General features: G+C 69.6%; 27 protein-coding genes and 2 pseudogenes. 13 read left to right on the forward strand and 16 right to left on the reverse strand.

Features of this window, described 5'->3' with window-relative positions:
- Positions 1-184: 184 nt before the first annotated feature.
- The 13 genes from GAS53_RS46850 to GAS53_RS46905 form a co-directional block, all read right to left on the reverse strand.
- On the reverse strand, positions 185-1,087 hold the full coding sequence (locus tag GAS53_RS46850; protein ID WP_151483896.1) for an LLM class F420-dependent oxidoreductase: 903 nt from the start codon (positions 1,085-1,087) through the stop codon (positions 185-187).
- 62 nt (positions 1,088-1,149) lie between these two features.
- Positions 1,150-1,902, reverse strand: a complete 753-nt coding sequence (locus GAS53_RS46855; RefSeq protein ID WP_151483897.1) for an SDR family NAD(P)-dependent oxidoreductase — start codon at positions 1,900-1,902, stop codon at positions 1,150-1,152.
- Position 1,903: 1 nt separating this feature from the next.
- The gene (locus GAS53_RS46860; RefSeq protein WP_151483898.1) at positions 1,904-3,307 is read right to left on the reverse strand and encodes a cytochrome P450; all 1,404 of its coding nucleotides are present in this window, start codon (positions 3,305-3,307) and stop codon (positions 1,904-1,906) included.
- Between the two features lie 73 nt (positions 3,308-3,380).
- Entirely contained in the window at positions 3,381-4,760 is a 1,380-nt protein-coding gene (locus tag GAS53_RS46865; RefSeq protein ID WP_225859546.1) for an FAD-dependent oxidoreductase, read from the reverse strand.
- Positions 4,761-4,832: 72 nt separating this feature from the next.
- Entirely contained in the window at positions 4,833-5,801 is a 969-nt protein-coding gene (locus tag GAS53_RS46870; protein ID WP_192583593.1) for a spirocyclase AveC family protein, read from the reverse strand.
- The gene (locus GAS53_RS46875; protein WP_151483899.1) at positions 5,798-6,850 is read right to left on the reverse strand and encodes a selina-4(15),7(11)-diene synthase; all 1,053 of its coding nucleotides are present in this window, start codon (positions 6,848-6,850) and stop codon (positions 5,798-5,800) included. The genes GAS53_RS46870 and GAS53_RS46875 overlap by 4 nt, the downstream gene beginning before the upstream one ends.
- Complete coding sequence (locus tag GAS53_RS46880) at positions 6,847-7,872, reverse strand: 4-hydroxy-3-methylbut-2-enyl diphosphate reductase (protein ID WP_151483900.1); 1,026 nt, start codon at positions 7,870-7,872, stop codon at positions 6,847-6,849. The genes GAS53_RS46875 and GAS53_RS46880 overlap by 4 nt, the downstream gene beginning before the upstream one ends.
- A complete protein-coding gene (locus GAS53_RS46885) occupies positions 7,869-8,951 on the reverse strand; it encodes a polyprenyl synthetase family protein (protein WP_225859547.1) in 1,083 nt (360 codons plus the stop codon). Before GAS53_RS46885 ends, GAS53_RS46880 begins: the two co-directional genes overlap by 4 nt.
- A complete protein-coding gene (gene ispG, locus GAS53_RS46890; protein WP_151483901.1) occupies positions 8,948-10,084 on the reverse strand; it encodes a flavodoxin-dependent (E)-4-hydroxy-3-methylbut-2-enyl-diphosphate synthase in 1,137 nt (378 codons plus the stop codon). The genes GAS53_RS46885 and ispG overlap by 4 nt, the downstream gene beginning before the upstream one ends.
- Position 10,085: 1 nt before the next feature.
- Positions 10,086-11,312, reverse strand: a complete 1,227-nt coding sequence (gene dxr / locus GAS53_RS46895; protein WP_151483902.1) for a 1-deoxy-D-xylulose-5-phosphate reductoisomerase — start codon at positions 11,310-11,312, stop codon at positions 10,086-10,088.
- Between the two features lie 122 nt (positions 11,313-11,434).
- On the reverse strand, positions 11,435-13,318 hold the full coding sequence (locus tag GAS53_RS46900; protein WP_450165183.1) for a 1-deoxy-D-xylulose-5-phosphate synthase: 1,884 nt from the start codon (positions 13,316-13,318) through the stop codon (positions 11,435-11,437).
- A 124-nt stretch (positions 13,319-13,442) separates the two neighbouring features.
- Positions 13,443-13,595, reverse strand: a complete 153-nt coding sequence (locus tag GAS53_RS55720; protein WP_192583595.1) for a hypothetical protein — start codon at positions 13,593-13,595, stop codon at positions 13,443-13,445.
- A gap of 873 nt (positions 13,596-14,468) precedes the next feature.
- Positions 14,469-14,927, reverse strand: coding sequence for a hypothetical protein (locus tag GAS53_RS46905; RefSeq protein WP_192583596.1), 459 nt, complete (start codon positions 14,925-14,927; stop codon positions 14,469-14,471).
- Here GAS53_RS46905 and GAS53_RS58630 point away from each other — a divergent pair.
- Both GAS53_RS58630 and GAS53_RS46915 read left to right on the forward strand, forming a co-directional pair.
- A complete protein-coding gene (locus GAS53_RS58630; protein WP_225859549.1) occupies positions 14,838-15,095 on the forward strand; it encodes a PIN domain-containing protein in 258 nt (85 codons plus the stop codon). The two genes, GAS53_RS46905 and GAS53_RS58630, sit on opposite strands and share 90 nt — an antisense overlap.
- On the forward strand, positions 15,055-15,246 hold the full coding sequence (locus tag GAS53_RS46915) for a hypothetical protein (protein WP_151483906.1): 192 nt from the start codon (positions 15,055-15,057) through the stop codon (positions 15,244-15,246). Before GAS53_RS58630 ends, GAS53_RS46915 begins: the two co-directional genes overlap by 41 nt.
- Before the next feature lie 118 nt (positions 15,247-15,364).
- On the opposite strand, the gene GAS53_RS46920 is transcribed toward GAS53_RS46915, so the two are convergent.
- A complete protein-coding gene (locus tag GAS53_RS46920) occupies positions 15,365-15,907 on the reverse strand; it encodes a hypothetical protein (protein ID WP_151483907.1) in 543 nt (180 codons plus the stop codon).
- Between the two features lie 169 nt (positions 15,908-16,076).
- On the opposite strand from GAS53_RS46920, the gene GAS53_RS46925 reads away from it, so the two are divergent.
- The 9 genes and pseudogenes from GAS53_RS46925 (at position 16,077) to GAS53_RS57850 (ending at position 22,877) form a co-directional block, all read left to right on the forward strand.
- The gene (locus GAS53_RS46925; protein ID WP_151483908.1) at positions 16,077-16,349 is read left to right on the forward strand and encodes a hypothetical protein; all 273 of its coding nucleotides are present in this window, start codon (positions 16,077-16,079) and stop codon (positions 16,347-16,349) included.
- Between the two features lie 207 nt (positions 16,350-16,556).
- A complete protein-coding gene (locus tag GAS53_RS46930) occupies positions 16,557-16,982 on the forward strand; it encodes a hypothetical protein (RefSeq protein WP_151483909.1) in 426 nt (141 codons plus the stop codon).
- Positions 16,983-17,228: 246 nt separating this feature from the next.
- Entirely contained in the window at positions 17,229-18,047 is an 819-nt protein-coding gene (locus tag GAS53_RS46935; protein ID WP_151483910.1) for an SAM-dependent methyltransferase, read from the forward strand.
- Positions 18,048-19,132: 1,085 nt separating this feature from the next.
- Positions 19,133-19,297: a hypothetical protein gene (locus GAS53_RS55725; protein ID WP_192583594.1), complete on the forward strand. Its 165-nt coding sequence runs from the start codon at positions 19,133-19,135 to the stop codon at positions 19,295-19,297.
- A 915-nt stretch (positions 19,298-20,212) separates the two neighbouring features.
- Positions 20,213-20,337, forward strand: a pseudogene (locus GAS53_RS46945) (2,3,4,5-tetrahydropyridine-2,6-dicarboxylate N-succinyltransferase); the annotation flags it as partial.
- Positions 20,338-20,477: 140 nt separating this feature from the next.
- Positions 20,478-20,699, forward strand: coding sequence for a hypothetical protein (locus GAS53_RS46950; RefSeq protein WP_151483911.1), 222 nt, complete (start codon positions 20,478-20,480; stop codon positions 20,697-20,699).
- A gap of 403 nt (positions 20,700-21,102) precedes the next feature.
- On the forward strand, positions 21,103-21,834 hold the full coding sequence (locus GAS53_RS46955) for a haloacid dehalogenase type II (RefSeq protein WP_404829421.1): 732 nt from the start codon (positions 21,103-21,105) through the stop codon (positions 21,832-21,834).
- Positions 21,835-22,032: 198 nt separating this feature from the next.
- Positions 22,033-22,224, forward strand: coding sequence for a DUF6381 family protein (locus GAS53_RS46960; protein WP_151483913.1), 192 nt, complete (start codon positions 22,033-22,035; stop codon positions 22,222-22,224).
- A 518-nt stretch (positions 22,225-22,742) separates the two neighbouring features.
- Positions 22,743-22,877 (forward strand): hypothetical protein, encoded by a 135-nt coding sequence (locus GAS53_RS57850; RefSeq protein WP_263974236.1) that lies wholly within the window; start codon positions 22,743-22,745, stop codon positions 22,875-22,877.
- A 23-nt stretch (positions 22,878-22,900) separates the two neighbouring features.
- Here the strand turns inward: GAS53_RS57850 and GAS53_RS57225 are convergent.
- Positions 22,901-23,089 (reverse strand): annotated as a pseudogene (locus tag GAS53_RS57225) (hypothetical protein); the annotation flags it as partial.
- Between GAS53_RS57225 and GAS53_RS46970 the strand changes: the two are divergent.
- Entirely contained in the window at positions 23,052-23,348 is a 297-nt protein-coding gene (locus tag GAS53_RS46970) for a hypothetical protein (protein WP_151483914.1), read from the forward strand. The pseudogene GAS53_RS57225 and the gene GAS53_RS46970 overlap by 38 nt on opposite strands.
- 350 nt (positions 23,349-23,698) lie before the next feature.
- Positions 23,699-24,133, forward strand: coding sequence for an SRPBCC family protein (locus GAS53_RS46975; protein ID WP_151483915.1), 435 nt, complete (start codon positions 23,699-23,701; stop codon positions 24,131-24,133).
- A 285-nt stretch (positions 24,134-24,418) separates the two neighbouring features.
- Here GAS53_RS46975 and GAS53_RS46980 read toward each other — a convergent pair.
- Positions 24,419-24,781 (reverse strand): DNA-directed RNA polymerase subunit alpha C-terminal domain-containing protein (locus GAS53_RS46980; RefSeq protein WP_318724095.1); only part of this gene is annotated, 363 nt, incomplete at its 5' end.

Here is a 24,781-nt window from a genome sequence, read left to right on the forward strand (position 1 = left end):
GATCTCGATGCCGTTCTTCGTGCGCTGCCGCCGCAGCCGCCGAGACTGCGTTCTCCTGCGGCTGGCGTCCTTATCTCCGGCGGGAAGGCCATGTAAGGGGTGAACTCGCTCCACGCGGCCTGCCAGGTCCGCGCGATCGCGGGATACGAAACGGCCTGGCCCTGCGGCGTTCACCTCCTGGCGGCTACGCACTGAGTCTCTTCGACATGGCAGCACCCTTTGAAGCGCTCAAGTTCGCGATCTCGGCGATGACATCACCCGGGTCCCTGTCCGGGACCCACGGGAGTACCGCGATTTCGTCCGCTCCGGCCGCACGGGCCGCGTCCGCGTACGTCTGGAACGCCTCAGGTGTGGTGTAGGTGAAGCCGTGGATGCGGCGCAGGTGTGTGGGGTCGCGGCCCACGGCCGCGCAGGCATCCTCAAGCCGCCCGGCCGTCGGGGAGATCTCTTCTGCGGGCAGCATCCAGCTGATCCATCCGTCGCCGTGCCGGGCTGCGCGACGCAGGGCGCGTGGGCTCTGGCCACCGACGAGGATGGGCGGCCGTGGCCGCTGGACGGGCTTGGGCAGTGCCACGACATTGCGGAAGGAGAGGAACTTCCCTTCGTAGGTGGCGAGTTCGTCCTTCCAGATGCGGGTCATTGCGGCGATGTACTCGTCCGCGCGAGCGCCTCTCTGCTCGTACGGAACTCCGAGGGCGGCGTACTCCTCCGGGGACCAGCCGAGGCCGACGCCGACGTCGACCCGCCCTGCCGACAGGTGGTCGAGGGCCACGATCTGTTTGGCCAGGAGCAACGGATTGCGCTGGGGCAGGATCAGGACGTTGGTGCCCAGTCGCAGGCGGGTGGTGGTCCTGGCCGCGGCGGCGAGTCCGAACAGTGGGTCGTACCATCCCTGTCGAGGGCCGAGCGGAGGAAGGCCGTCCGAGCTGTAGGGGTAGTTGGGGGCGTATCGCTCGAAGAGCACGATGTGGTCCGGGAGCCACAGGTGAGCGAAGCCCATACTCTCGATCCGCCTGGCGGTCTCTCCGGCGTCCGCCAGCGTGTTTCCCGGTTGTCCGTCGAACAGCAGAATGATCCCGACGTCCATGGCTGCTTCTCCTTTTCTCGCGATGTGCCCTCGCTGCCCATCCGTCTGTTGCCGTGGGCGCCTCACTGCGCCAGATAGCCGCCGTCGATCGGATGGACGCTTCCGGTGATGTAGGCCGCGGCGTCCGAGACGAGGAAGGCCACCAGTGACGCGACCTCCTCGGGACGGGCGACGCGCTTGATCGGCTGGGCGGCGACCGCCCCTTCCACCAGCCGCATGGCAGGCTTGATCATCGGTGTGTCCACGGGACCGGGCGCGACCGCCACGACACGGACGCCGGCAGCCGCGTACTCCAGGGCGGCGGCGCGCGTGAGGCCGATGATCGCGTGCTTGCTCGCCGTGTAGGCCGACATCGTGGGGAAGCCCGCCTCGCCGGCGATCGAGGAGATGTTGACGATGGCCCCGCTCGCGGCCGCCGCCATCACCGGGAGTTCCGCCCGCATGCAGTGGAACACGCCCATGATGTTCACTTCGAAGACTCGGCGGCACTCTGCGGCCGGGGCTTCGGCGAGTGGCGCGAGCGGCCCGAGGATCCCGGCCGCGTTGACGGCGATGTGCAAGGCGCCCTCGATGGCCGTCATGGAGTCGACCAACGACCCGACCGTGCCAAGGTGCGATACGTCTACGTGTACGCCCCGGGCCTTGCCGCCCGTGGCCTTGATCTTGTCGGCGGTGCGGTGGGCCGCCGCCTCGTCGACGTCGGCGATGACGACCGCAGCGCCAAGCTCGGCCAGGTGCGTCGCGCAGGCCGCTCCGATGCCGGAGCCGCCGCCGGTGACCAGGGCCACCCTGTGGGCGAAGTCAGCGGTGTTCATCTCAGCCCATGCCTTCCTGTTGGTGCTTGCTGGTGTTCGGGACGACCGTCGTGGACCTGTCCTCGACGCGCGGGGTGGGAATCATGGGGAGCCGCCCCGGGTGGATCACGACGGTGTTGCCCGGGCGGAGGTTGTGGCCGGTGGCGGGGCGCAGTTTCCAGCGGGACACGATGTGGGCCGTCGCCAAGGTGAGTTCGGTCCAGGCGAACCCGTCTCCGATGCACTGTCGGCTACCTGCGCCGAAGGGGATGAAGGCGTGCCGCAGCGTCTCCGTCTGCGGGAGCGGCCAGCGGTCCGGGTCGAAGCGCAGTGGGTCCGGGTAGAGCACGGGATCGCGGTGCAGTGTCGCCGGGCTGAACACCACGTCAGTGCCGGGGGGAAGCGTGACATCGCCGAGTGCGACGGGGGCGGTGGAACGGCGCATCACCAGCCACAGCGGGTGGTACAGACGCAACACCTCACACACGACCCGCCGGGTGTACCGGAGTTCGGGCAGCGTCGCGGCCTGGACGGGGTGGTCTCCGGCTGCCGCGCGAACCTCCGCGTACACGCGCTGGTCGACCTCCGGATGGCGGCCCAGGACATGGCAGATCCAGGCGAGCGTGCTGTTGGTGGTCTCCATGCCGGCGATCAGCAGGTTGATCACCTCGTCGCGGATCTCCTCGTCCGTCATGGCGTCGCCGGTGTCCGCGTCACGGGCCGACAGGAGCATGGAGAGCAGATCGCCGTGGTCGGTGCCGGCCTCGCGGTAGGCGGCGATCATCTCCTCCACCACGGAGCGCAACCGCGCGGCGGCCGTGTTGAAGCGGCGGATGGCAGGGGTGGGGATGCTGTCCATGAACGGGGGCGAGAGGGTGCGCCTGGTCAGCCCCTGGTTGAAGGCAGGCAGTGAGCGGTGCATCTCCTCCGCCGCGCGCTTGCCGGCCCCGGAGGCGAACAGCGTGCCGGCAAGGACGTCGACGACCAGGTTCTGCATCTCGATGTCGACGCGCACGGTGCGGTCGGGCCGCCAGTCGGCGATGCGCTCGTCCACGCACCGGAGCATGAGATCGCCGTAGCGGGTGATCCGCTCCCGGTGGAACGCGGGCTGTACGAGGCGCCGTTGGCGCCGGTGGTGCGTGTGGGTGGAGGTGACCAGGCCGTTGCCCAGGAATGGCCGCATCTTGTCGAAGATTAGGCCCTTCTCGAACTTGCGCGCCTCGGTGACGAGTACGCGATGGATCAGCTCGGGTGAGTTCACGACACAGACCGGGTGCGTACCGAGCCGGATCCAGACGAGATCTCCCTGGGCACGCAGGGACTGGATGAACGCCATGCGTTTGACCATGAGGGGCAGCAGGTGCCCGAGGACCGGGATGCCGCCCGCGCCGGTGGGCGCAGCGGCGGAGGGAGGAGCGGTGATCACGGTGTACTCCTTGGTGGGACGGGGTGGACTCCTCGGTGTGTGGCTGTGGCCGGCGTCGTGGGGGTGCGAGGGCTCAGGCGGCGTCGACGGTCGCCTCCCTCGCTCGCCCGAAGTGCGCTGGCCTGGAGAGTTGGGCGACTACACGGGGGGAGACCAGGGCCCTCGGCGTGTCGAGCATGTGCATCGTGCGGGCGAAGCGCAGGAACAGGTCTGTGTGCTGGGGCAGCCGTGCGGTCAGGGCGGTGAGATAGCCGGTGGCGAGACGGCTCGCGAGCGGCGCGCGCTCGGCGGCCCAGGCCCGGTCGGCGGAGGTGCTGAGCAGCCAGGGGCCGCGCACGAGGCGGGCAGCACCCTGCTGGAACGCCGGTCCCAGGTGCGCCGGCCGGCCCGTCTCGGCGTACCGGTCGAGCAGTGTGCTCAGCAGTGCTGCCTGCAGGGCAGCCACGGTCATGCCCTGTCCGTAGACCGGGTTGAGGGCGCACACGGAGTCGCCGAGCGCGATCACGTGGCCGGGCCAGTGGTCGACGCGGTGGTAGCGGTGCAGACGGTTGGCGGTGGCCCGGGTGCGATGGATGGGGGTGAGGGGGGTACCCTCGTCGATGATTCCGGCGAGGTCCGGGTTGCGCAGGCCGGCGGCGTAGGCGCGAAAGCCGGCCTCGTCGGCGGGGGGTGTGTGTCCGGCCGCGCCGATCAGGCCGAGCAGCCAGTGGCACGGCCCGACGCGTGCGACGACGCCGCCGCGCGGGGCAGCGGGGGCCAGGGTGGGCTCGTACGAGGCCAGCCAGTCGCGGTGCGGGTCCGCATCGAGCGCGTACAGCCGGGAGGCGTAGGTGATGCGGCCGTCCACCACTGACATGGGGGGACAGTGCAGCCCTGCCAGGTCCAGCCACTGCGGAAGCCGACTGCCGCGCCCGGTGGCGTCGATGACGAGGTCCGCGAGGATGCGCTCCGGCTCCTTGCCGGGTGATTGGGGACCTCGACGGCGGACCACGACCTCGGCGGTCTGCCCGTCGCGGCCGACGATCAGCCCGTCGGCCTGTGTCCTGTCGCGAAGCGTGACAGCCGACAGTGCGGTCACGCGTCGGCGCAGCAGTCCCTCCAGCGTGGTGCGCGCCAGAAGCTGGACATCGATGCCCAACGCCTCGCTCGGCGCCCATCCGCTGGGGAAGAGAGTCCTGGTGCCGGTGCCGAAGTCCGTTACCGGGCAGCCGGCACCCAGGAGTTGGGAGCGCAGGCCGGGAAACAGCGCCTCCAGAATCTCGGCTCCCCGGGCCAGCAGCCCGTGCGGGTGATGGGCCTGCGGGGTGCCCGGTCGGTGCGGCTCGTCCCCGAGCAGGTCGCGCTCCACGATGGTGACCTGGCGGAAGTGGTCCGCGATCACGCGGGCAGCGAGCAGACCCGCGTATCCGCCGCCGAGCACCACGGCATGCTCCCAGGAGACGTTTCGGGCCATGGAGTCCTCCAGAGTCCTGCGTACGCTGTTCAGCGGGCGGGGGCGCGTCGGCCGCAGCGCGCGACGTGGCGGTCAGAAAGTCGTACTGAAGTGGGCAGGAAGGCTCTGCGGGGAGATCCCCGGCAGCAAGGACAACAGGATCTGGATCAGCATGTAGAGCAGGACCGCTCCGTTCATGAAGGCGGTGACGGCGAGCCCGCGCGCCCAGGACCGGCGGGCGGCCGGCATCTGGTCCATGCCACGCTCCACCAGGCTGTTGCCGCCGGTGAGGTGCTGATGGCGCAGGATCGACGGGAGCAGGACGACCAGGGCCGTCACCGGGGCTTCGTAGAGCGGCCATTGGTACCAGCGGCCGCTGAACAGCGTCAGCTCGGGGATCGCGTGCCCCCACACCCCGACGGCGAGCAGCGGATAGATCTGGGTGAGTGCCGCCACCGAGGCATACGAGATCAGATACGACGCTCCGTACAGGCGCGCCTCGGACCACTGCGGGTGACGGGCGCGAATCCGCTGCATCATCTGGCTGATCAGGATCACCGCGGCGTAGAAGGCCCCGTACATGGGCAGGAGCGGAAGCCACAGCCAGGTAACCGTGTGCGGATCGCTGCCCTGCCAGCCGGGCAGATACGGGCCCCAGGAGGCGGCGGGAGTCAGGGCGTACGTGTTCTGCACGAAGACCGGCTGCAGGTAATTCTGTACCGGGTCGAGCCACGTGGCCAGGAGAAAACCGATGATGCCGGCCGCGTCGAAGGACAGCCGCCTCTCGGCGCGGCTCTGGCGCCATGCCAGCCGGATCAGGAGCACGAGGACGGCGAGGCACAGGGCCGAGAAGAGGCCTTGCAGGACCAACGTCGTCGCCGGGGCGGCGGGGCGGGATCCTCCTGTCAGGCGGTACCCCCGGTCCGCCAACCAGCGGACGAGCAGGGCCAGTTGCGCCGCCAGGCACAGCGTGCCCGCTGCGGCCCAGACGTGTACCGGGCGCACCCTGCGGACGGCGGCGCGGTGCTGGGCGCGGGTTGTGCGCTGCGGGTGTCCGCTCACAGCCGCCACCACCCTCGCACCGCGGGGATCGGCAATGGGTCGGGGCTGTCGTCGGTGGGGACGGTGGTGAACTCGCTGGGCAGATCGGCGGGATCGGCCGGGTTGATGTAGCGGTCCGAGCTGATACCCCAGTCCTGGTTGCCGCGGATGAAGGCGGCAAGGTCTCGCGCATAGCGGTGCTGATGGTGGGTCAACTCCGGTGCGTGGTCGCGGCCGATGCGCAGGAAGTGGGCGGTGGCACGGTCGCGGTGGCTGATGACCTGGGACAGCGCACCGCTCAGGCTGCCCGGGCGGGTGGCGTGCACGACCCGGACGGCGTTCATGACGAAGTGCGGCCCACGGCCCTCCTTGTGGAACGAGAAGATGTCGTTGTCCCAGCCGATGATGAGGAAGGCCATCTCGGCGAGAGCCTCGACGACGGGATGGTGGCGCTCGCGCGGATGCAACTGATAGCCGCGGGCGATCTCCAGGAACGGTTCGGCAGCCGTGGCCGCCCCGTTGTACATCCGGATGAGCGCGTAGTCGTTGAGGCCCGGGGTGGTGCCGTGACTGCGGTGATGGGCCTCCCAGATCAGCGAGAAGAAGTAGGCGCGGGTGCCTTCGACCCAGCGGGCCAACTGGTAGGGGCTCGCGTGCTCGGCCAACCGCCGTCGCAGATCGCGCAGGCCCTCGGCGAGCGGGTCTCCGCTCAGCATGGGAGCCGACGGCTGTTGCGCGACGCGCAGCAGCCTGGAGAGCGAAGCGGACAGTTCGCCGGGCCGGTGCCCGAGCGGGCCTTCCTCGCACATCCCGTCGTCCACGCCGAAGAGCCAGATGATGAAGTCGGCCAGGATCTGGACAACGTCCTCGTCGCCGTCGGGCAGCACGCGGGCGGCGAAGGTGCCGATGTCATGGCGGACGAGGTGGGAGCGCAGCTGCGGCGAGCCGATGTTCCACTGGTGGGCCCATACGCTGCTGCGTTGCTGGATCCGGTCGTGGGAGCGGTGGATGGCGGGCAGGAACGGCGAATAGATCGGTGGGATGGAGAGGGTGTCCTTCACGGCTGTCATGTCGGTCCTTCGGCAGTGGTGTTGGAACCGGCCTGGCGGGTATGCCACGCTCCCGGCGCGCGAGGTTGCGGCGGGCCGGCGGGTGCCGCGAGTTCCCGCGGCAGGGCGAACCGTTGGTGTTCCTCGGCGGCCGTGATCGTCTCGACGTCCTCGTAGCCGCGCTGGGCGAGCCAGTCCAGGACGCCGTGCACGAGGATCTCGGGGACGGAGGCGCCGGAGGTGACGCCGACCGTGCCGACGCCCTCCAGCCAGGTCTCGTCGATCTCCTCGGGTTGGTCGACCAGGTGGGCGTCGCGGGCGTCGGCGCCCAGCGCCACCTCGACGAGGCGGACCGAGTTCGAGGAGTTCCTGGAGCCGACGACGATGACGAGGTCGGCCTCGGCGCCCATCTGCTTCACGGCGGTCTGGCGGTTCTGGGTGGCGTAGCAGATGTCGTCGCTGGGCGGCGAGAGGAGGTTGGGGAAGCGGCCCTTGAGGGCGTCCACGATCTCCATGGTCTCGTCGACCGAGAGCGTGGTCTGGGAGAGCCAGACGACCTTGTCGGGGTCGCGTACCTCGACGTTCTGCACGTCTTCGGGGCCGTCGACGAGGGTGATGTGATCGGGCGCCTCGCCGCTCGTGCCGATGACCTCTTCGTGGCCCGCGTGGCCGATCAGGAGGATGTCGTAGCCCGCCTTGGCAAAGTGGACGGCCTCCTTGTGGACCTTGGTGACCAGCGGGCAGGTCGCGTCGATGGTGGCGAGCTTGCCGCGCTCGGCCTCTTCGCGGACGAGGGGGGCGACGCCGTGCGCCGAGAAGATGACGATGTTGCCCTCGGGCACCTCTTCGGTCTCGTCGACGAAGATCGCGCCCTTCTTCTCCAGGGTCTTCACGACGTACTTGTTGTGCACGATCTCGTGGCGTACGTAGACGGGCGCGCCGTACAGTTCCAGGGCTCTGTGCACGGTGGCGATCGCCCGGTCCACCCCGGCGCAGACTCCGCGCGGGGCGGCAAGCAGAACACGCCGCCTGCGGCCGGTCATGAGGTGCGCTCCGTGGTCCGGGCCGCGATGCGGCGCAGGGTGACGGCCACAGCGGGCGGGATGGCAGTGTCCTCCAGCACGGCCAGGGCTTGCTCGTACCGTGCGGCGATCATGCCTTCCACGGTGGTACGGGCACCGGTGGCCTGAAGGACGTCGCGGATGCGGGCGGCGCCTGCTTCGTCGAGGACCGGGTTGCCCACCAGGCCTGCCAGGAGCGCCTGTTGGGCGGGGGTGGCGCGCTGGGCGGCCAGGGCGAGCAGGGCGGTGCGCTTGCCCTCCCGCAGGTCGTCCAGGACGGGCTTGCCGGTCCGGCTGGGATCGCCGAAGACACCCAGCAGATCGTCGCGGAGCTGGAAAGCCTCACCCAGCGGCAGCGCGAGAGAGGACAGGGTGTCCAGGAGGCCAGGGCCTGCTCCGGCGAGGACGGCGCCGATGTGCAGGGGGCGTTCGAAGGTGTACTTCGCGGTTTTGTAGCGGATCACCCGCAGGGCGGCGTTCACGTCGGTGGCGGGGGCGAGGGGAGCCAGCAGGTCCAGGTACTGGCCGTAGATGACCTCGTCCCGCATCTCCTGGAGCACTTTGTGGAGGGCGGCGCGGCGGGCAGGGGGGTGGTTGGCGGTGTGCAGGAGCTCTTCGGACCAGGCCAGGGCCATGTCGCCGGTCAGGATCGCGCCACAGGTCCCCCACCAGGCAGCGTCAGCGCTGTCCGGGGCCGGGTGCCCGGACGCGAGGGCGCGGTGGACGGTGGGCCGTCCGCGGCGGGTGGCCGAGCGGTCCACGATGTCGTCATGGATCAGGCAGAAGGCATGGAACAGCTCCAGCGCCGCCGCCGTCCGCACGACAGGGGTGGTGTTGCGTCGGCCGCCCGCGGCGCGCCAGCCGATGACGCACAGCAGCGGGCGCAGCCGTTTCCCGCCGGCCAGCAGGAAATCCCGCAGCGCACGAGGGATGTCCTCAGGCAGCCCCTGGGCCGCGGCGGTGGCGGCCTTGGCGTCCAGGAAGCCTCGCAGTACGTCGTCGACGCAGGCTTGTACGGCGGCCAGGTCCATGGGCTCGGCTGCCGGGGAGGTCACGGTCACCGTGCTTCACCTGCCTGCGAGGAGTCGGGGTGTGCCGTCAGCCGCAGAGCCTCCTCGACGAGGGCCGCGACGATATGGGCCTCGGGGACGGTGCGCAGGACCTGTCCGCGGACGAAGATCTGGCCCTTGCCGTTGCCGCAGGAGACACCGAGGTCGGCTTCGCGGGATTCGCCGGGGCCGTTGACGACGCAGCCCATGACGGCGACGCGCAAGGGGTGGGGGAAACCGTCGAATGCGGCTTCGACTTGGCTGGCGAGCCGGTGGATGTCGACTTGGAGTCGGCCGCAGCCGGGGCAGGAGACGATCTCCAGCTTCCGCGGACGCAGACCGAGGGACTGCAGGATGTGGTTGCCGGCTTTGACCTGCTCGACGGGTGGCGCGGACAGGGAGACGCGGATGGTGTCCCCGATCCCTTCGGACAGGAGGATGCCGAAGGCGACGGCGGACTTGATGGCTCCCTGGAAGGCCGGGCCCGCCTCGGTGACGCCGAGATGCAGCGGGTAGTCGCAGCGTTCGGCCAAGAGGCGGTTGGCAGCGATCATGGTGAGCGGGTCGTGGTGCTTGATCGCGATCTTCATGTCGGTGAAGCCGTGCTCCTCGAACAGCGAGCATTCCCACAGCGCGGACTCCACCAGTGCCTCGGGGGTGGCAGATCCGTACTTGGCGGCCAAGCGTGGGTCGAGCGATCCGGCATTGACCCCGATCCGGATCGGCACTGCGGCCGCCGTCGCGGCCTTCGCGATCTCACCGACCCTGTCGTCGAACTTCTTGATGTTGCCCGGGTTGACTCGCACAGCGGCGCAGCCGGCGTCGAGGGCGGCGAAGACGTAGCGCGGCTGGAAGTGGATATCCGCGATCACCGGGATCGGGGACCTCTTCGTGATGGCGGGCAGGGAATCGGCATCGTCCTGGGAGGGGACGGCGACACGGACGATGTCGCATCCGGCGGCGGTGATCTCGGCGATCTGCCGCAGGGTGGCGTCGACGTCGGCGGTGTTGGTGGTGGTCATGGTCTGGACGGAGACCGGTGCGCCGCCGCCGACGGGGACATCGCCGACATGGATTCGCCGGGTGCGGCGGCGCACCGGAGTGATGGGAGGCGGGGCGGGGATTCCGAGATCGATGGCCGGCATGTCAGACCTCCTGCGCCTGGTATGCGGGGGTGGGCTGGTGGAGGTGCTCTCGGGTGTGGTGGCGTGCCCAGGCGTCGGCGGCGCGTACGGCGTCGAGGGTGAGCTCGTGGTCGGAGACCGGATGGTGGTGGTTCAGGGCGTGTTCGATGGCCGCGGCGATGGCGGGGAAGGGGACAGAGCCGTTGAGGAACGCGGCGGCAGCCTCTTCGTTGGCGGCGTTGAACACGGCCGGGGCGGTGCCGCCGAGGAGGCCTGCGTGCCGGGCGAGGGCGAGGGCGGGGAACCGCGCCTCGTCGACGGGCTCGAAGGTCCAGGTGTGCGCCCCGGTCCAGTCCAGGGGCGGGATGACGGCGGGTGGCGGCCGGTGGGGCCAGGCGAGAGCAGCGGCGATGGGCAGGCGCATGTCCGGCGGAGCCGCCTGGGCCAGCGTGGAGCCGTCGGCGTACTCGGCCATCGAATGGACCGCGGACTGAGGGTGGATGACGGCCGTGATGCGGTCATAGCCGAGGCCGAACAGCATCTGGGCCTCGATGGTCTCCAGCCCCTTGTTGACCAGAGTCGCGGAGTTCACGGTGACGAGAGGACCCATCCGCCAGGTCGGATGCTCAAGAGCCTGCGCCGGAGTGACGGCCGCCAGCTGCGCGGGGGTGTGGTGGAGGAAGGGGCCGCCGCTGCACGTCAGGACCAGGCGCCGCAGGCCGGGTACGGGGCAGCCGTACGCCCAGCCGGGAAGGCACTGCATGATCGCGCTGTGTTCGGAATCCACCGGTACAAGCTGTCCAGGGCCCGCCAGCCGCCGGATCAACTCTCCGCCGGTGACCAGGGATTCCTTGTTCGCCGGCGCCACACGGCGCCCAGCTTCCAAAGCAGTCAGCGTGGCCGGCAGGCCCGCGGCACCGGGGAGCGCGTTCAGCACGATGTCGCATGGCCACGCGGCCGCCGCCGCCAACCCCTCCGTGCCCGCCAGCACCCTGGGCACAGCACGGCGGGGCCTGTCCGTCTCCCGCGCGAGCGAGGCAAGAGCGGCATTGACGTCCGCGACGGCACCGGGGGCGGAGACGGCCACGAACTGTGCCCCGGTCAGCAGGGCCTGACGGGCCAGCGCACCGGGGCGGCCACCGCCTGCGGCGAGCGCGACCGCGCGGAAGCGGTCCGGGAAGGCTGTGATGACATCGAGTGCCTGTGAGCCGACCGAGCCGGTCGATCCCAGGACCACTACGGCCCGCATGCGCCCATATCCGCTGTCTGCCGCAGTCGTTGGGCCAGTTGCTGTCGTCGGGGTGCCGTCCTGGCGCGGCGTGGACCGGGCGCATCGGCCGGGCGGGTACGGGAGGGCGGGCCGGGCGGCCATCACCGTCCCCCTTCGTGCGGAGGGCGGTCGGCACGGGCGCGCAGGACGGAGTAGGCGATGCCCTGCGCGGTGAGCCCGGTGGCGGCGAGGATGTCGGCGCGGGTGCCGTGGGAGACGAAACGTCCCGGCAGGCCCAGCACCCGCACCGGCACACGGGAACCCGCATCGGCCACCGCACGCGCCACCGCGGTGCCCACACCGCCGGCCCGGGTGTTGTCCTCCACCGTCACCACCAGCCGGTAGCGCACGGCGAGCCCGGTGAGCTCGGGTGGTACGGGCAGCACCCAGCGCGGATCCGCCACGGTCACACCGATCCCCTGCTCCTCCAGGTAGCGGGCGGCTTCCACCGCCGGCGCGGCCAGTGGCCCCACGGCCACCAGCAGCACATCCCGCGCCATGGCCCGGTGCAGGATCTCCAGAGGGCCGTGGCGTTCCAGTGCCGGGATATCGGCGGAAACAGAGGCTTTGGGGAACCGCAGCGCGGTCGGCCCGCCGGAGTGAGCGACGGCTTCGCCCAGCAGTTCCCGCAGCCGGGTGGCATCCCGGGGAGCCCCCACCCGCATCCCCGGTATCGCGCCCAGCAGCGTCAGGTCCCACATCCCGTGATGCGACGGCCCGTCAGGACCCGTCACCCCCGCCCGGTCCAGTACGAACGTCACCGGCAGCCGGTGCAGGGCCACATCCATCAGCACCTGGTCGAAAGCACGGCCCAGGAAGGTGGCGTAGACCGCGACGATCGGGTGGAATCCGCCCAGCGCCAGGCCCGCAGCAGACGTGACGGCATGCTGCTCGGCGATGCCGACGTCGAAGAATCGGTGAGGAAACCGCTCGCCGAAGCGGGCCAGACCGGTCGGGCCCGGCATCGCCGCTGTGATCGCCACGATGTCCTCGTGCCGTTCGCCCTGCCTGCCCAACTCGTCGGCGAACACGCTGGTCCACGACGGCGCACCACCGCCTTGGAGGCGCCGGCCGGTGGCGGGGTCAAGGACACCGACCGCATGCATGCAGTCCGCCTCGTCGCCCTCTGCCGGGGCGTAGCCGCGGCCCTTGACCGTCACCGCGTGCACCACCACCGGACGGCCCAGCCCCCGCGCGATCAACAGGGCCTTTTCCAAAGACGGCACGTCGTGGCCGTCGACGGGGCCCAAATAGGCGAAGCCGAGCAGGCGGAAGAGATTACGGGCCACCGGCGACGGACCCGGAAGCACATCGTCGTCTCCGCGGCAGCCGCCTGTACTCACCTGGTCTGCCCCGCCGCTCAGGTCAGGGCCGGCACCGTTGCGCGGCTCGTTGTTGCCGGAGTTGGTCCCGAGCAGCCAGTCGATGTCGCCGGGACCTGCGCCCCGCAGGTGCTGGAGATGGTCGGCCAGGGCACCGATGGTGGGGGCGTAGGAACGCATGTTGTCGTTCAGGACGATCACGACCGGACGCTGCGGCGCCCCACCGAGGTTGTTCAGCGCCTCCCAACACATCCCACCCGTCAGCGCACCGTCCCCGACAACCGCGACCACCACACGGTCACTCTCGCCGGCCAGATGGTGGGCCTTGGCCAGACCGTCGGCGTAACACAGGACCGTGGAGGCGTGAGAATTCTCGATCACGTCGTGCCGCGACTCCGCCTGGGAGAGGTAGCCGGATAGCCCGCCCGCCTGCCGCAGCCCGCCGAAGCCCTCGGCCCGGCCGGTCAGGAGCTTGTGGACATAGCCCTGATGACCGATGTCGAACAACAGCGTGTCCCGCGGGGAGTCGAACGCCCGGTGCAAGGCGATACTCAACTCCACCACACCCAGGTTCGGGCCCAGATGTCCCCCTGACGCACATACCTTCTCGATGAGAAACACGCGGATTTCCGCAGCCAGACCCGCCAACATCTCACGGCCCATCAGGCGCAGATCCTTCGCGCAGGTCAGCGCGGACAGCAGCGGGAACCTCCCAGCAGACTCACCCGGGCCGGCAACCCCTGCGGGAGCCTGGACCGAAGACACGCCGTCGCCAGTCACCGGAGCCTCACCGCATCCGGCAGGACGCTGCCGGCCGTTGCGCGCCACCCGCCTCATACGCGCGGGATTTGGCCGTCAGCGCGGTGCCGGTCAGCACGGTCTGGGCCGGTTCAGGGTTCACCATCACGACGGTGACCACACAGACAGGGGGAGCATTCATCGGGACCACGTTCTTTCGGACAGGTTCGCCACCGCACCTCAACTCGCCCGAGGGAGCCGCCGGAGGGAGCGAACCTGCGCCTCCGGGGACATCCGATGCCCCACTGGAAGCGAAGTAGCCACGAGCAAAGACAAGGAGGGGAGAGTGCGAAAGGTTTCTTCCTGCGCGTACCAGAAGCGGATCTGTTCCCAGGCCCTGTTCAAGCCCGAGAGCCGAGCGCCACCCGGCACGACTAGCCATGCCCCGCGAACCGGAAGACGGAAAGAAGGGATACCCGGTACCGCACCCGCGGTCCGGCGACTTCGTCCGCCTCTGGAAGGAGAGGAAAGCGGAATATCAATATCGTGACCGGAATCTGCCCCTACAACCCTCCCGACAGGGGCTTACAGCTGCACGATCAGCGGACAAAACGTCAATGGTGCACCCGTCGTGCACCCGCGTACCGGAAAGCTCCGGCTCACCGTGTGAGAGGGTGCACGGCGGCCAGTGGCCGACCGGGTCGAGCTTGGCGTCCACCTCGCCGAGCAGGTCCCGCACCCGTTCGCCGCGCCAGGCCGGCGCGCTTTCCTGCCCAAGTCGCCCGGGAGTTGAGCGTGCCCTCCCTCCGCTGGGTCGCCCCGATCGCGGAGCGGCAGGTGTCACAGCACGTACGGGTTCGCTGCTCGGCGCGGCCTCCGGCGAACAGCTCGGATTCGCATGTGAACCGGTCGGAGCGGAACTCGCCACGTCAGCGTCCCAAAGAGGCGTGGCCCTCGTCCAACGCCCTTGCTCCACAGCTCAGTTGAAGGCAAGCGGCGTCCGCCCGCCAGACGGGGCTCAGCCCAGCAGGCGTCACCGCAGTGACGCCAGCGCCTCCGATCGTCGCCCAGGGTGTCAGCGGAAGTAGGCGGCGGTGAAGCAGGACAGGGACCGGGGATCGGACTGTTCGTCGTGGGCCCTGCTGGTAACGAGAAAGTCGCCCTCGACTGCTGCTTCGGCACCGGTGGGCGTGCCGGCGTACGCGAGCGCGTTGCGCACGCGCCGGGCCTCCAGCCGACATTCGTCCGTGGTGTGTCCCTCGGCGCAAACGAAGGTGGCTGCCGGGCCGTCCACGCGCAGTGACCCGCCCATACAACTAGCGCATGTGTCGCACTTGATCGTCATGATGGCGTTGGTGGAGACAACCTGGACGCAGCGGCCGACCGGGATGGTCAGCACGTGTGCCCCCGTTCCGGTTGGCACATGCACTACCAGCCCCCGGACATGATCAGCTGGACCGCGCTGGTCAAGACGGACGCCGTGCGGCTTGTCGTACCGCTGTTGGTGATTGACGAGCTGGACCGCAAGCAGCATGAAGGCTCGAAGGACATGTCGCGGCGCGCCAGGCGGGCCCTGCACATGCTGGACCAGGCGCTCGACGGCGCGGACCCGGCGCGGCGGTGCCCCTGCCCAACCGCCCGGCGGTCAGCATTGAGTGCTGATGGACGAAGCCGGGCACAGCCGCAGGGCCAACGCCGATGACGAGATCATCGAACGAGGGGTGCTGCTGGCACAGATCACCGGCACCCCGGTCGCGGTAGTCACCGCGGACACCGGAATGCGGCTGCGCGCAGAGACGGCAGGGCTCAATGCGCTGCGACTGCCCAAGAGCTACGGCAAGGACCAGCAGTAACGGACCAACCGCATCCCGCCTATTGCCTGATTCCGGCGTTTTCTGGCTGGTCTCCCACTACGCTCGAGCACCGCCTGACCGCTTTCGTAGTCAGTCCCTGCCGGGGGGACCGCATCACCTACTCACGTGCCTCGAAGCTGTCCTGGTCCTTGAGGCCCTGCCATGTGCGCACGTTCCAGCTCTGGGGGTAGACGAGGATGATGGGCCTGATACTGCTGGTTGTGGTGATCTGGATGCGGTTGTCGGGCAGGCTGCGGTCGATCTTGACGATCTCGGACGGCGGGTACTGGCGGGCTTCGCCGCGGTCCGAGAAGAGGAAGATCCCACCGGTGACGAGAGGCACTGCCATTCCGGGGACGTTCGTTTCGTCGTTTTCGACTCTCATGCTGTACGCCGGCGCGGGCGCACCGTTCATCCCGGGGGCGTCATCAGCGGAGACCCGCAGGTTCCACGCTGCTGCCACGCGATTCCGAATCACAGCCTCATGTAGCCATGAAGCTGTGAGGAGCCCTGCCAGTGCCATCCACGAGAATCCGTGGGTCAAGTTGTCCAGCCCCCAGGCGATGAGGCTGAGTACAACACCGGTGCCGACGATCTGGCTGGTGGCTGCGAAGGCGACACGTTGGTTGTATGCGAGCCGGTCGCTGCGGCCTCTTGCCACTCTTGCTCCTCGGGGTGCCCGCTCGGTGCGCTGAGAGCGGCATTGTCGCCCCTGAGGATTGCGGGGAGACACCTCGGGGGATCCTTCGTAGGCGCGCGACGGCCGGGACAGCGCGCAAGTTCCCGCAAGTCCATGGACTGGGCACTGCGCTGTACGCGAGGCTCGGCGCATGACAGGCGCCACCACCAACGCCACCGACGACTTCGTCCTCACCGGTGTACTCTCCCCGGGCACGCCCGACCTCCTCAACGCCTGGACCCTGCTGAAAGCCTTGCGCGATGCGTTGGAGGACGAGGCAGGACCGAGGGTGTGGGACACCCTGGAACGGCTGGTGACCGTCGCGGCCTGCGCGAAGGCACACGCCCGCCCGAAGACCGAGTTCAGCCGGGCCTGCCGGGACGCGGACCGGCACGTATTCGACCAGGCAGGAATCCCGATCTGACGGGGTTCCCCGCGCCGTACCGCGCGTGTGGAGGCGTCGCCGCCGTGGGTGAGGACATCGACTACGACACCGCGTGCACCCCGCGCGCGACATGCTGGCCGCGCTGAAGCTGATGGGGCTGCTGGAGCGGCTGCCGACCGACCAGGAGTGGAAGGACGAGGAGGAACAAACGGCGGGCCGGAGGTGATTTGGCTGCGGTGCGCGCACATGCTCGCCGGATTCGCCGAGGCGCAGGTCTTCCTCGCCCGGAACAAGGCCGCCGACATCGGCGTGCCCGCCGAGCGGCGGGTAACGGCGATCGAGCTGACGTTCACCGGCTCCCCGTTCCCGCGAGGAGGCGGGCGGCGAGGTGGCGATGCTGTGCGCGATGGCCGGCCGCCTGGAGGACACGCTCACGGTGCTGTCCCGCGGACGCGCTGCGGGATGACCCGCCGCGCAGTGTGCCCCCGCCTGACACTTCCGGCGGTGCAGGCCGCAGGGCTCGTCGCGGAGCTGCTGTCGGCGGCCTGCGAGGTCAAGCTCGGCACGAAAGAGGTGGAGCGGCTGCGCGAGGTGCAGGAGGGGCTGCGCAAGACCGCGAGCCTGCTCGGCGGTTTCATCCGCGGATACAAGAAGGCCGTGACCTCGCAGTGAAGGGAGCGTTCGCACCCGTATGCTGAGCGTTAATGCGCCCTGGTGACAAGGCTGTTGGGGATGTGTCGGCCTGTCGCCGACCGCAGTTGATCCGAAGGGCACCCCGCACGCCCCGGATCGGCACATCCCCCGGCGCCCCGTCCTGCCTCGGCAGGACGGGGCGTTCGTGCGGAAGAAGTCGCAGTCGTCAACGCCTGCCACTAGGTTGCTCCTTGACCGTTGTGGTCCTGATCTGGAGGACATCCCGTGACCGAGACCCCTGCCGCGTCGAGCGAGGTGCGCAGCAGAATCAAGACCGACCAGCCGCACACGGCCCGGATCTGGAACTACTGGCTGGGCGGCAAGGACAACTACGAGGTCGACCAGGCGGCCGGGGACCAGATCCGCAAGCTGCACCCCGGCATCGGCGACTACGCCCGCGCCGACCGGCTGTTCCTCGGGCGCGCCGTGCGGCACCTCGCGGGCGAGTGCGGGATACGGCAGTTCCTCGACATCGGCACCGGCCTGCCCACCGCGGAGAACACACACGAGGTCGCCCAGCGGATCGCGCCGGAGTCCCGCATCGTCTACGTCGACAACGACCCGCTGGTGCTCGCCCACGCCCGCGCGCTGCTGACCAGCACGCCGGAAGGGCGCACCGACTACCTCGACGACGACCTGCGCAACGTCGACGCCATCCTGGAACAGGCAGCGCAAACCCTGGACCTCAGCCGACCCGTGGCACTGATGCTGCTCGGCGTCGTCATCTTCATCGAGGACGACGCCGAGGCGTACGGCATCGTGCGGCGCCTGATGGACGCGCTGCCCTCGGGCAGCCACCTCGTCCTCTCGCACACCATCACCCGGCCGGACATGCCCGACGTCGACGCCGCGGTGGCCTTCTGGAACGAGCACGGCACGCCCAAGCTGACCCAGCGCGCCCCCGCCGCCGTCACCCGGTTCTTCGACGGGCTGGAACTCCTCGAGCCGGGCGTGGTCTCCTGCAACCTGTGGCGCCCGGACGACGGTGAGGCCGAACTGCGCGCCGAGGTGGCCATGTTCGGCGGCGCGGGACGCAAGGACTGACCACCGTCGGCCGCGAAGGGGCGGAAGGCGTCGTAGAGCCGTCGTTCGAGGGGCGGCCGTTGCAGCCGGAGGACGAGAAGCGGCTGCGCGGGTTCGCCGGCGCGGCGATGCCGTGGACGCCTGCCTGCTGGCCGTCAACGATCTCTGGACGCCGGACACGAGCCGCCCGCCACGGGGGAGTCAGGCGGGCGGCTTCGTCATACGGCCCTATCTGGCGGTGCATCAGCGGTGAGACTGGGTAATCCAGCCGCTGCAACGTCGGCTTGGCCGAGAGACCCCGCTGTCCGGTGGAGGGCGGCCGTCGCCTGGGCTGGGGCCGGCGACGACCGCCGCACGGAGACGCGCGACGGTCCCCGCACATCGTCCTCCCGGCGACCGGGACGGCGGGAGGCGTCCCGGGGGACACTGGCCAGGAGGACACGGACCGCAGCCGCGGAGCCGCCTGTGGATGCGGCTGCGGTCGCCTGGCGTGGTTCGTGGGTGCCTCATCGCGGGATCTGGTCGTCAGGGCCTGGCCGAACGCGGCCCGTAGCGTCTTCAGTGTCGGAGGGTGTGCAGAGACAGAGCCGTGGCCTCTGGGCTCTCCATGAACGGCGCCGAATGTCTCCGGCGGCCGAGGACGCGGACTCTGGGTATCCCGCTCCCCTGCAAGCCTCCGCATGAGGCTGGGCCTGCGCCTGAGGCGGGTCTCGGACCCGCATCTGAACCGTGCACGAGTCCTACGGTCGGCGCGGCCGTCGCCGGGCTGGAGCCGCCCAAGCCGACGACGGCCGCGGGCGCGAGGCTCTGCGGGCTCCCCGCACGCAGCAGCCTCGCGCGGGGACGCCCCCGCCGAGAACCGGGACGGTTGCGGGAAGACCGTTCCGGAGGGACATGCGCGGCGAGGACGGGGCCTGGATCCGTTTGTGCGGTTAGCGTAGAACAGCCCAGGCATTCGAGATACCGACCGGTCGGCCACTCCTGGCGGCGGCTTGAACCGGCTGACGCAATACGCCCGTTCTGGACAGGCTCGGACGGTTGCGCGGGACCGCGCTGTCAGCGGCTGCGCGAAGGTCGGCCGCCCCACTCACCGTGGGCCGCCGGTAGTGCCGCCGCAGCGCAGCCTGGCCGAGCGACTCGGCGTCGCACCGTGCAACGTCACCGACCTGCCCACCCAGCAGGCCGATGCCTTCCGCACCGGCCTGGAGACGGCGATCGGACGACTCCGTGCCATCGACGCGGTCAACACCGGCTCGCCGCCGCCCTGCTGAACGTCGCAAAAAGGGGCGCAGCCCCTCGTCGGCGGCCGTTGAAGCTGTTCGTCGCCGTGTGCTGTCCCGGGCCCATGGGGGAGACCGTCTCGTCGCCTGCTCGCCAGTCTCGGTCATGGTGCTCAGACATCGGTCGTCTCCGTTTCGGCGGGTTCCGCCCGGAAGACGTGGCTCGCGTGTTTGTACGGGAGGTCGCCGATCCGCTCCGCGAGATCGGCCTGCCACTGGGGCAGTGCCCAGCGGGTGTTGCCTTGGCCGTGCTCGCTGGGCCGGCTTGACCCAGTTACGGTCTGGATGTGAGTGAAAGACCGAATTCGAGCCCTCAGACACCACGCAAAGATGCAGCAGACGGTCGACTCAGCGGCCTCGTGAAGAACTGGTCTGATTCAATCGTCGCCAATGATCCTGTGCGTATCGTCGGCTTCATGGCCGACGAGTAGGTGATCGTCTCCCAGTCGGGGATCGCCTCGAAGGAGCAGTTCCATTCCCTCGTCGAGTCCTGGGAACCCACTCGGCAATGGACCTCATGACTCAACTCAGGGTTCGCGTCTACGGCGATACGGCCGTTCTCACCGGGCGGGTGACGAACACAACTCACCGCACGCCAAGGACGAAAGCACTAAAGACGTGCCCACGTTCGCCGCCACATCCAGCTTCCACGAACCGCAAGAAGGACGCGGTCCTGCGCGACCCCGTCGCCGAGGAGCTCGTCGCGGCGATCGCCTACGACTTCGCCCGCTTCGACGGCCTGCCGAGTCTGCTCGGCACGGTCCACACGACGGCGCGTTATCCACAGATGCGGCAAGGTCCTGTGGATAACCTCCTCGCTGCAGCCGCCGTGCAACTTCCACCGCGTAACGATCAGGAAGGCCCGGTCGGGCAGGGGCTGACCCTCGTCGAGGAGACCTGGGAGGGGATCGCGAGCTGTCCGGCACGTCCAACATCCTCTTCCGCCGCCACTCGGTCACCGGCACGGTCGAGGCCGCGCGAACAACGCGGTCTGGGGCGGACTGAACGAGATCCTGCACAGCCACAGCTGAGCCACGCCCGAGCACGTCGACCTTGGGCCCACGAAGGTCACGTATGGGTTGCTCGGCGTGACCTTCTCATGGTTTCGGCAGATGAACCGGTGGACGCAGAATCCGATCAGAAGCCGAACCGATGAATGAGGTGCCGTGCGATGACGAATGAGCGGGCGAGGGCTGTGGCGCGTGGGCTGCCCCGGGTGCTGGTCCTGGCGGCGGTGTGCTCGCTGCCGACGGGGGTCGCGTACGCCGACGAGACCAACACGGCCTCGCACAACGGCCCCCGGATCGGACTGGTCAACGTGGGCCAGGTGGACGATCCGATGGAGGACGTGCTGGAGCACGTGTTGCTGGTGGGCGAGCACTCCTGGAGCTGATCGCCACCGCCGTGGGGCCGGGGCCTGTACCGCACGGATGCGGTACAGGCCCTGTCCCTGTCCGGCGGCAATCTCGCCGCGGTGACATAGCGGCCAAGACGGGGGATGCCGAGGCGCAGGACAGCTTCCGGGTGTTCGTGGAGAACCAGTCGTCGTCGCTGCTGAAGCCCGGCTGGCCTGGGGCCACTCACCGTTTCGCGCCGCCTGGCGCTTCTCAGGCGGCTCGGGCGGCTGTTCGTTGACTCGGATGAACCCGGCGACGCGCACCCGGTCTGCGGCGGTAGTCGAAGCTCGCGGGATGACACACCCCGTCCGGCCGCGGTTGGGTAACCCGCACAAGGCAGTCGGCGCGCATCACGGGAGGAGACCATGTTTCTATGACGGCCCCCGGGATCTGCAGGTCCTGGTCTTCGACGTGAACGAGACGCTCAGCGATCTCACGCCCCTGCGGGCCCGCTTCGAGGACGTCGGCGCCCCGGCGGATCTGATGCCCACCTGGTTCGCCGGGGCCCTGCGGGACGGATTCGCACTGACCGCCGCGGGAGCGTACGCGGACTTCGCGTCCGTCGCCCTGGACGGACTGCGGGCCCTCCTGCCGGACGTGGACAACTGGGTCGGAGACGTCGAAGCCGCTGCCCGGCACATCCTGGACGGCTTCGCCCACTTGGAGGTGCATCCCGACGTCCCGGACGGCGTACGGAAGTTGAGCGATGCCGGGTTCCGGCTGGTGACGATAACCAACGGCAGTGCCGCACTGACCCAGCAGTTGCTCGGCAAGGCCGGGCTGGTGGACCGCTTCGAGGCGCTGCTGGACGTGCACGGGCCGCGGCGCTGGAAGCCCGCCCCGTTCGCGTATCAGTACGCCGCCGAACAGGTCGGAGTGCGGCCGGAGCAGACCCTGCTGGTCGCGGTGCATCCCTGGGACGTCGACGGAGAAGCAGCAAGGCCCCGGCCAGGCCGGCGACCGTGTAGGTGGCGTTCGACTTGTCCGGGACCGCAGCGGGGAGCGTCTGGCTGCCCAGGCTGTACCCGAAGAGCAAAACGAGCAGGGGCACGGTCCAGTGGATGCGCAGCGGCACCCCGAGGAGTTGTCCCATCCGTACCGAGCCGTTCATCACGATCTCCTGCGGACTGAAGCCGGCGGTCCTGTGCCTGAGCCGACAGGCCAGGGCGCCCACGGGACCGGACCAGCACGCTGTCCACCTACTGACAGTCTCACTCGCCGGGGGCGGGGCTGCGTGGATGACGGTGGGTGAGCGTTCGAGATACGCGGGTGCTTGGGTGCTGTTTCGCTGGTGTGGCCCGCTCTTCCCCCGTCACCCAAGGAGTGATCATGAGTGTTGCAGGCGAGTCCGGCGGTCGTGCCCAGCAGATGCGCCAGAAGGCGCAGGAGATGGAACAGGCCGCGGAGCGTGCCACTGACCCGGATGAGCGTCAGCGGCTCAAGGACAAGGCCCGCCGACTCAAGGAGCAGAGCGAGCGGCAAGGCGGCACAGGCAGCGGGGACACCGACCCCATGGTGTAACAGCCCCTCGCACCTGCACCGGCCGGTGGCCGCCCCCGCGACTGTTGAGGTGCGCGCGAGGCCACCGGCTGGTCAACTATGTCTGCGCCACAGCCCGCAGCACTCCGCCATGCTGCGCACGATCTGCGCTGCGCCGTCGGCGCCGATGGCCCCTGCCCCGCCTCCCAACCCCCGAGACCACGGTGGGCCGACCAAGCCTTCGCTTCGCCATCCCGGTCGGCCCACCCGTCTTCGTACGCCCGCCAGAGCACGCGGCCAAGACACCACGACACCGGATCCGCCGCATCATCCGGTTGCCGCTGTGCGGCGGATCGCCCGACTGCACCTGCCCGGGTCCCGCAGCGCTGACACGGTGCCCCGGGCCGGCCCGTACTTCTTCGTTGCCGCACCGGGGACGGGCCGCACCCGCTGTCCTGGCCGTTCGGTGCCCGCTGCTGCTCACCCGGCCGGGGGCACAGGCGGTGGGGCATGGGTGTACTGGGTGAGGAGCAGGGCGAGTCGTCCGTACGGTTCGCCGAGTGGCGTGCGTCGCGCAGCAGGGTGTCGGCGAGGTCGTCCAGGGAGCCGGTGCCGCCGTGGGCCAGTTGGGTGCGCAACCGGTCGATCCGACGACGATGTCGGCGTCGCGGATCTCGACGAGTCCGTCGGTGTAGAAGGCAAAAGGGCAGCCGGGCTGCAGGGCCAGCCGGGATTGCGGATAGTCGGCGGTGCGCTCGATGCCCAGGAGCGGACCGCCGGGCCGCCGTGGAGGCGTAAGTGGCGCCGCAGATCTACCGTAGTTTGAGAGAGTGCTGTCAAGCCGAACCGGCGTTCCGGAGGAGGCTGCGATGGAGGAGCATTTCGTCTGGGTGACGACGCGCCGCATCAAGCCGGGAACCTTGAAGGAGTTCGAGCGGGCATGGCGCCCGACCCCGTACCCGCACACCCTGCGCCGCGCGTACGCGTACTGGTCTGAGGACGGACAGGAGATCACCGGAGTGTCGTTCTGGGACTCCAAGGAGGCGTGCGACTCCTGGCGCGCCTCCGACACGGAGAAGCAGCGACGTGAGGCCATGGCCCCATACGTCGTCGAAGAACGGGAAGGCTTCTACCGCGGCGGCGAACTCACCGTCCCCGTACGGTAACGGCGGCCGAGGGCATCCTGGCGGCGGTTCGCTAGCCACACGATCAAGTGCGGAAAGAACGCGTTGATCGCTCTCTCGCTCCTCCGGTGGCGCGGCTTCGCCACCGCGGCCGCGGTCAGCCTGATGTCCGGCGTCGCGCCCCTCGGGGCACCGGCTTGCGGGGTCACGGGGCGTCCCCGGCGACGCCGCACGCAGGCCGGCCGGCAAGACGACCGACACCCGCATCGTCGCCTCCCTCGGGAAAGCCGTGACGGTGCGGGGCACGCTCGCCTGGGGGCGCTTCCGTCCCCGCCCGGAGCATTCTGGAGGCGTGCCCCGTAAGCCATGAAGCGAACTGTGAGGTGGCCGATATGAGCACTCTTGAAGAACAGATCGACATCGGCGTTCCGATCGACAGGGCCTGGGACTGCCTCCACCGCGTGGAGACCTATCCGCGGTTCCTGGACGGGGTACGCCAGGCCCGTTCGGAGGGTGGTGGGCACCGGGCGCACCTGGACGTCGACGCGGGCGGCGGCGCTCAGGAGTTCGAGGCCGAGATCACCGACCGTGGCCAGGAGAGCGTGATGGAGTGGCGGACCACGAGCGGTCCCGACCTGGCGGGATCCTTCTCGTTGCTGCCCATCGACCGGGATCACACCCGGGTCCAGGCCCGGTTCGAGTACGACCCGGGCATCGTCAGGGAGGCGTTCGGCGGGCCGAAGGGATTCGCCCAGGCGGCGGCGATCGAACGGCTCGTACGCAATGACCTCGAGCAGTTCAAGGAGTTGGGGGAACAGGAACGGTGAGCCACGCGACGATTCCCGCCGGCGGCCGGTGAGGTCTGCCTTGAATGCACCCGGGTGCCCAAGGTGCGGTAGTGCTGCACGGCGCATACCGGCTTCACTGCATCACCAATGACCGGCCATCCGGCAGCCGACTGGGCCACGTCCGCACCGCTGTCCTGGGAGCCGCCGGAACTCTGGTCGAAGAGAGGGGGCGTGTCCTTGACCGGGGTGCCGTTCGTCCGGTGTGCCATCTCCTCATCGTCGGCTCTTCTGCCTTCTCCGCTCCCTCGCGGCCCGGCGCAGCGCTCAGTACCGTTCGGTCTCGACGAAGCCCGTGTCCGCGTCGTCGCTGGCACCGAGGGCGGCGGCGGTCGGGTCGAATCCGGGCGGGCTGTCCTTGAGGCCCAGGCCCATCCCGGCCAGCTTCGCCTTGACCTCGTCGATGGACTTCGCGCCGAAGTTGCGGATGTCGAGCAGGTCGGCCTCGGAGGTGGCGACGAGCTCACCCACGGAGTGGATGCCCTCACGCTTGAGGCAGTTGTACGACCGAACGGTGAGCTCCAGCTCCTCGATCGGCAGTACCAGATCGGCGGCGAGGGCGGCATCCGTCGGGGACGGACCCATGTCGATGCCCTCGGCGTCGATGTTGAGCTCACGGGCCAGCCCGAA

This window comes from Streptomyces albicerus (assembly GCF_008905045.1).
Taxonomy (GTDB): Bacteria; Actinomycetota; Actinomycetes; order Streptomycetales; family Streptomycetaceae; genus Streptomyces; species Streptomyces albicerus.

Excerpts from the sequence above, each read along its gene's own strand:
- GAS53_RS46905 (WP_192583596.1), bottom strand. The coding sequence starts at position 14,927 with ATGCTGCTTGCGGTCCAGCTCGTCAATCACCAACAGCGGTACGACAAG.
- GAS53_RS46950 (WP_151483911.1), top strand. The coding sequence starts at position 20,478 with ATGACGAATGAGCGGGCGAGGGCTGTGGCGCGTGGGCTGCCCCGGGTG.
- GAS53_RS46850 (WP_151483896.1), bottom strand. The coding sequence starts at position 1,087 with ATGGACGTCGGGATCATTCTGCTGTTCGACGGACAACCGGGAAACACG.
- GAS53_RS46855 (WP_151483897.1), bottom strand. The coding sequence starts at position 1,902 with ATGAACACCGCTGACTTCGCCCACAGGGTGGCCCTGGTCACCGGCGGC.
- GAS53_RS46900 (WP_450165183.1), bottom strand. The coding sequence starts at position 13,318 with ATGGGCCGTGAGATGTTGGCGGGTCTGGCTGCGGAAATCCGCGTGTTT.
- GAS53_RS46915 (WP_151483906.1), top strand. The coding sequence starts at position 15,055 with ATGGACGAAGCCGGGCACAGCCGCAGGGCCAACGCCGATGACGAGATC.
- GAS53_RS46925 (WP_151483908.1), top strand. The coding sequence starts at position 16,077 with ATGACAGGCGCCACCACCAACGCCACCGACGACTTCGTCCTCACCGGT.
- GAS53_RS58630 (WP_225859549.1), top strand. The coding sequence starts at position 14,838 with ATGATCAGCTGGACCGCGCTGGTCAAGACGGACGCCGTGCGGCTTGTC.
- GAS53_RS46865 (WP_225859546.1), bottom strand. The coding sequence starts at position 4,760 with ATGGCCCGAAACGTCTCCTGGGAGCATGCCGTGGTGCTCGGCGGCGGA.
- GAS53_RS46960 (WP_151483913.1), top strand. The coding sequence starts at position 22,033 with ATGAGTGTTGCAGGCGAGTCCGGCGGTCGTGCCCAGCAGATGCGCCAG.
- GAS53_RS46930 (WP_151483909.1), top strand. The coding sequence starts at position 16,557 with ATGCTCGCCGGATTCGCCGAGGCGCAGGTCTTCCTCGCCCGGAACAAG.
- GAS53_RS46970 (WP_151483914.1), top strand. The coding sequence starts at position 23,052 with ATGGAGGAGCATTTCGTCTGGGTGACGACGCGCCGCATCAAGCCGGGA.
- dxr (WP_151483902.1), bottom strand. The coding sequence starts at position 11,312 with ATGCGGGCCGTAGTGGTCCTGGGATCGACCGGCTCGGTCGGCTCACAG.
- GAS53_RS46880 (WP_151483900.1), bottom strand. The coding sequence starts at position 7,872 with ATGACCGGCCGCAGGCGGCGTGTTCTGCTTGCCGCCCCGCGCGGAGTC.
- ispG (WP_151483901.1), bottom strand. The coding sequence starts at position 10,084 with ATGCCGGCCATCGATCTCGGAATCCCCGCCCCGCCTCCCATCACTCCG.
- GAS53_RS46875 (WP_151483899.1), bottom strand. The coding sequence starts at position 6,850 with ATGACAGCCGTGAAGGACACCCTCTCCATCCCACCGATCTATTCGCCG.
- GAS53_RS46975 (WP_151483915.1), top strand. The coding sequence starts at position 23,699 with ATGAGCACTCTTGAAGAACAGATCGACATCGGCGTTCCGATCGACAGG.
- GAS53_RS55720 (WP_192583595.1), bottom strand. The coding sequence starts at position 13,595 with ATGAATGCTCCCCCTGTCTGTGTGGTCACCGTCGTGATGGTGAACCCT.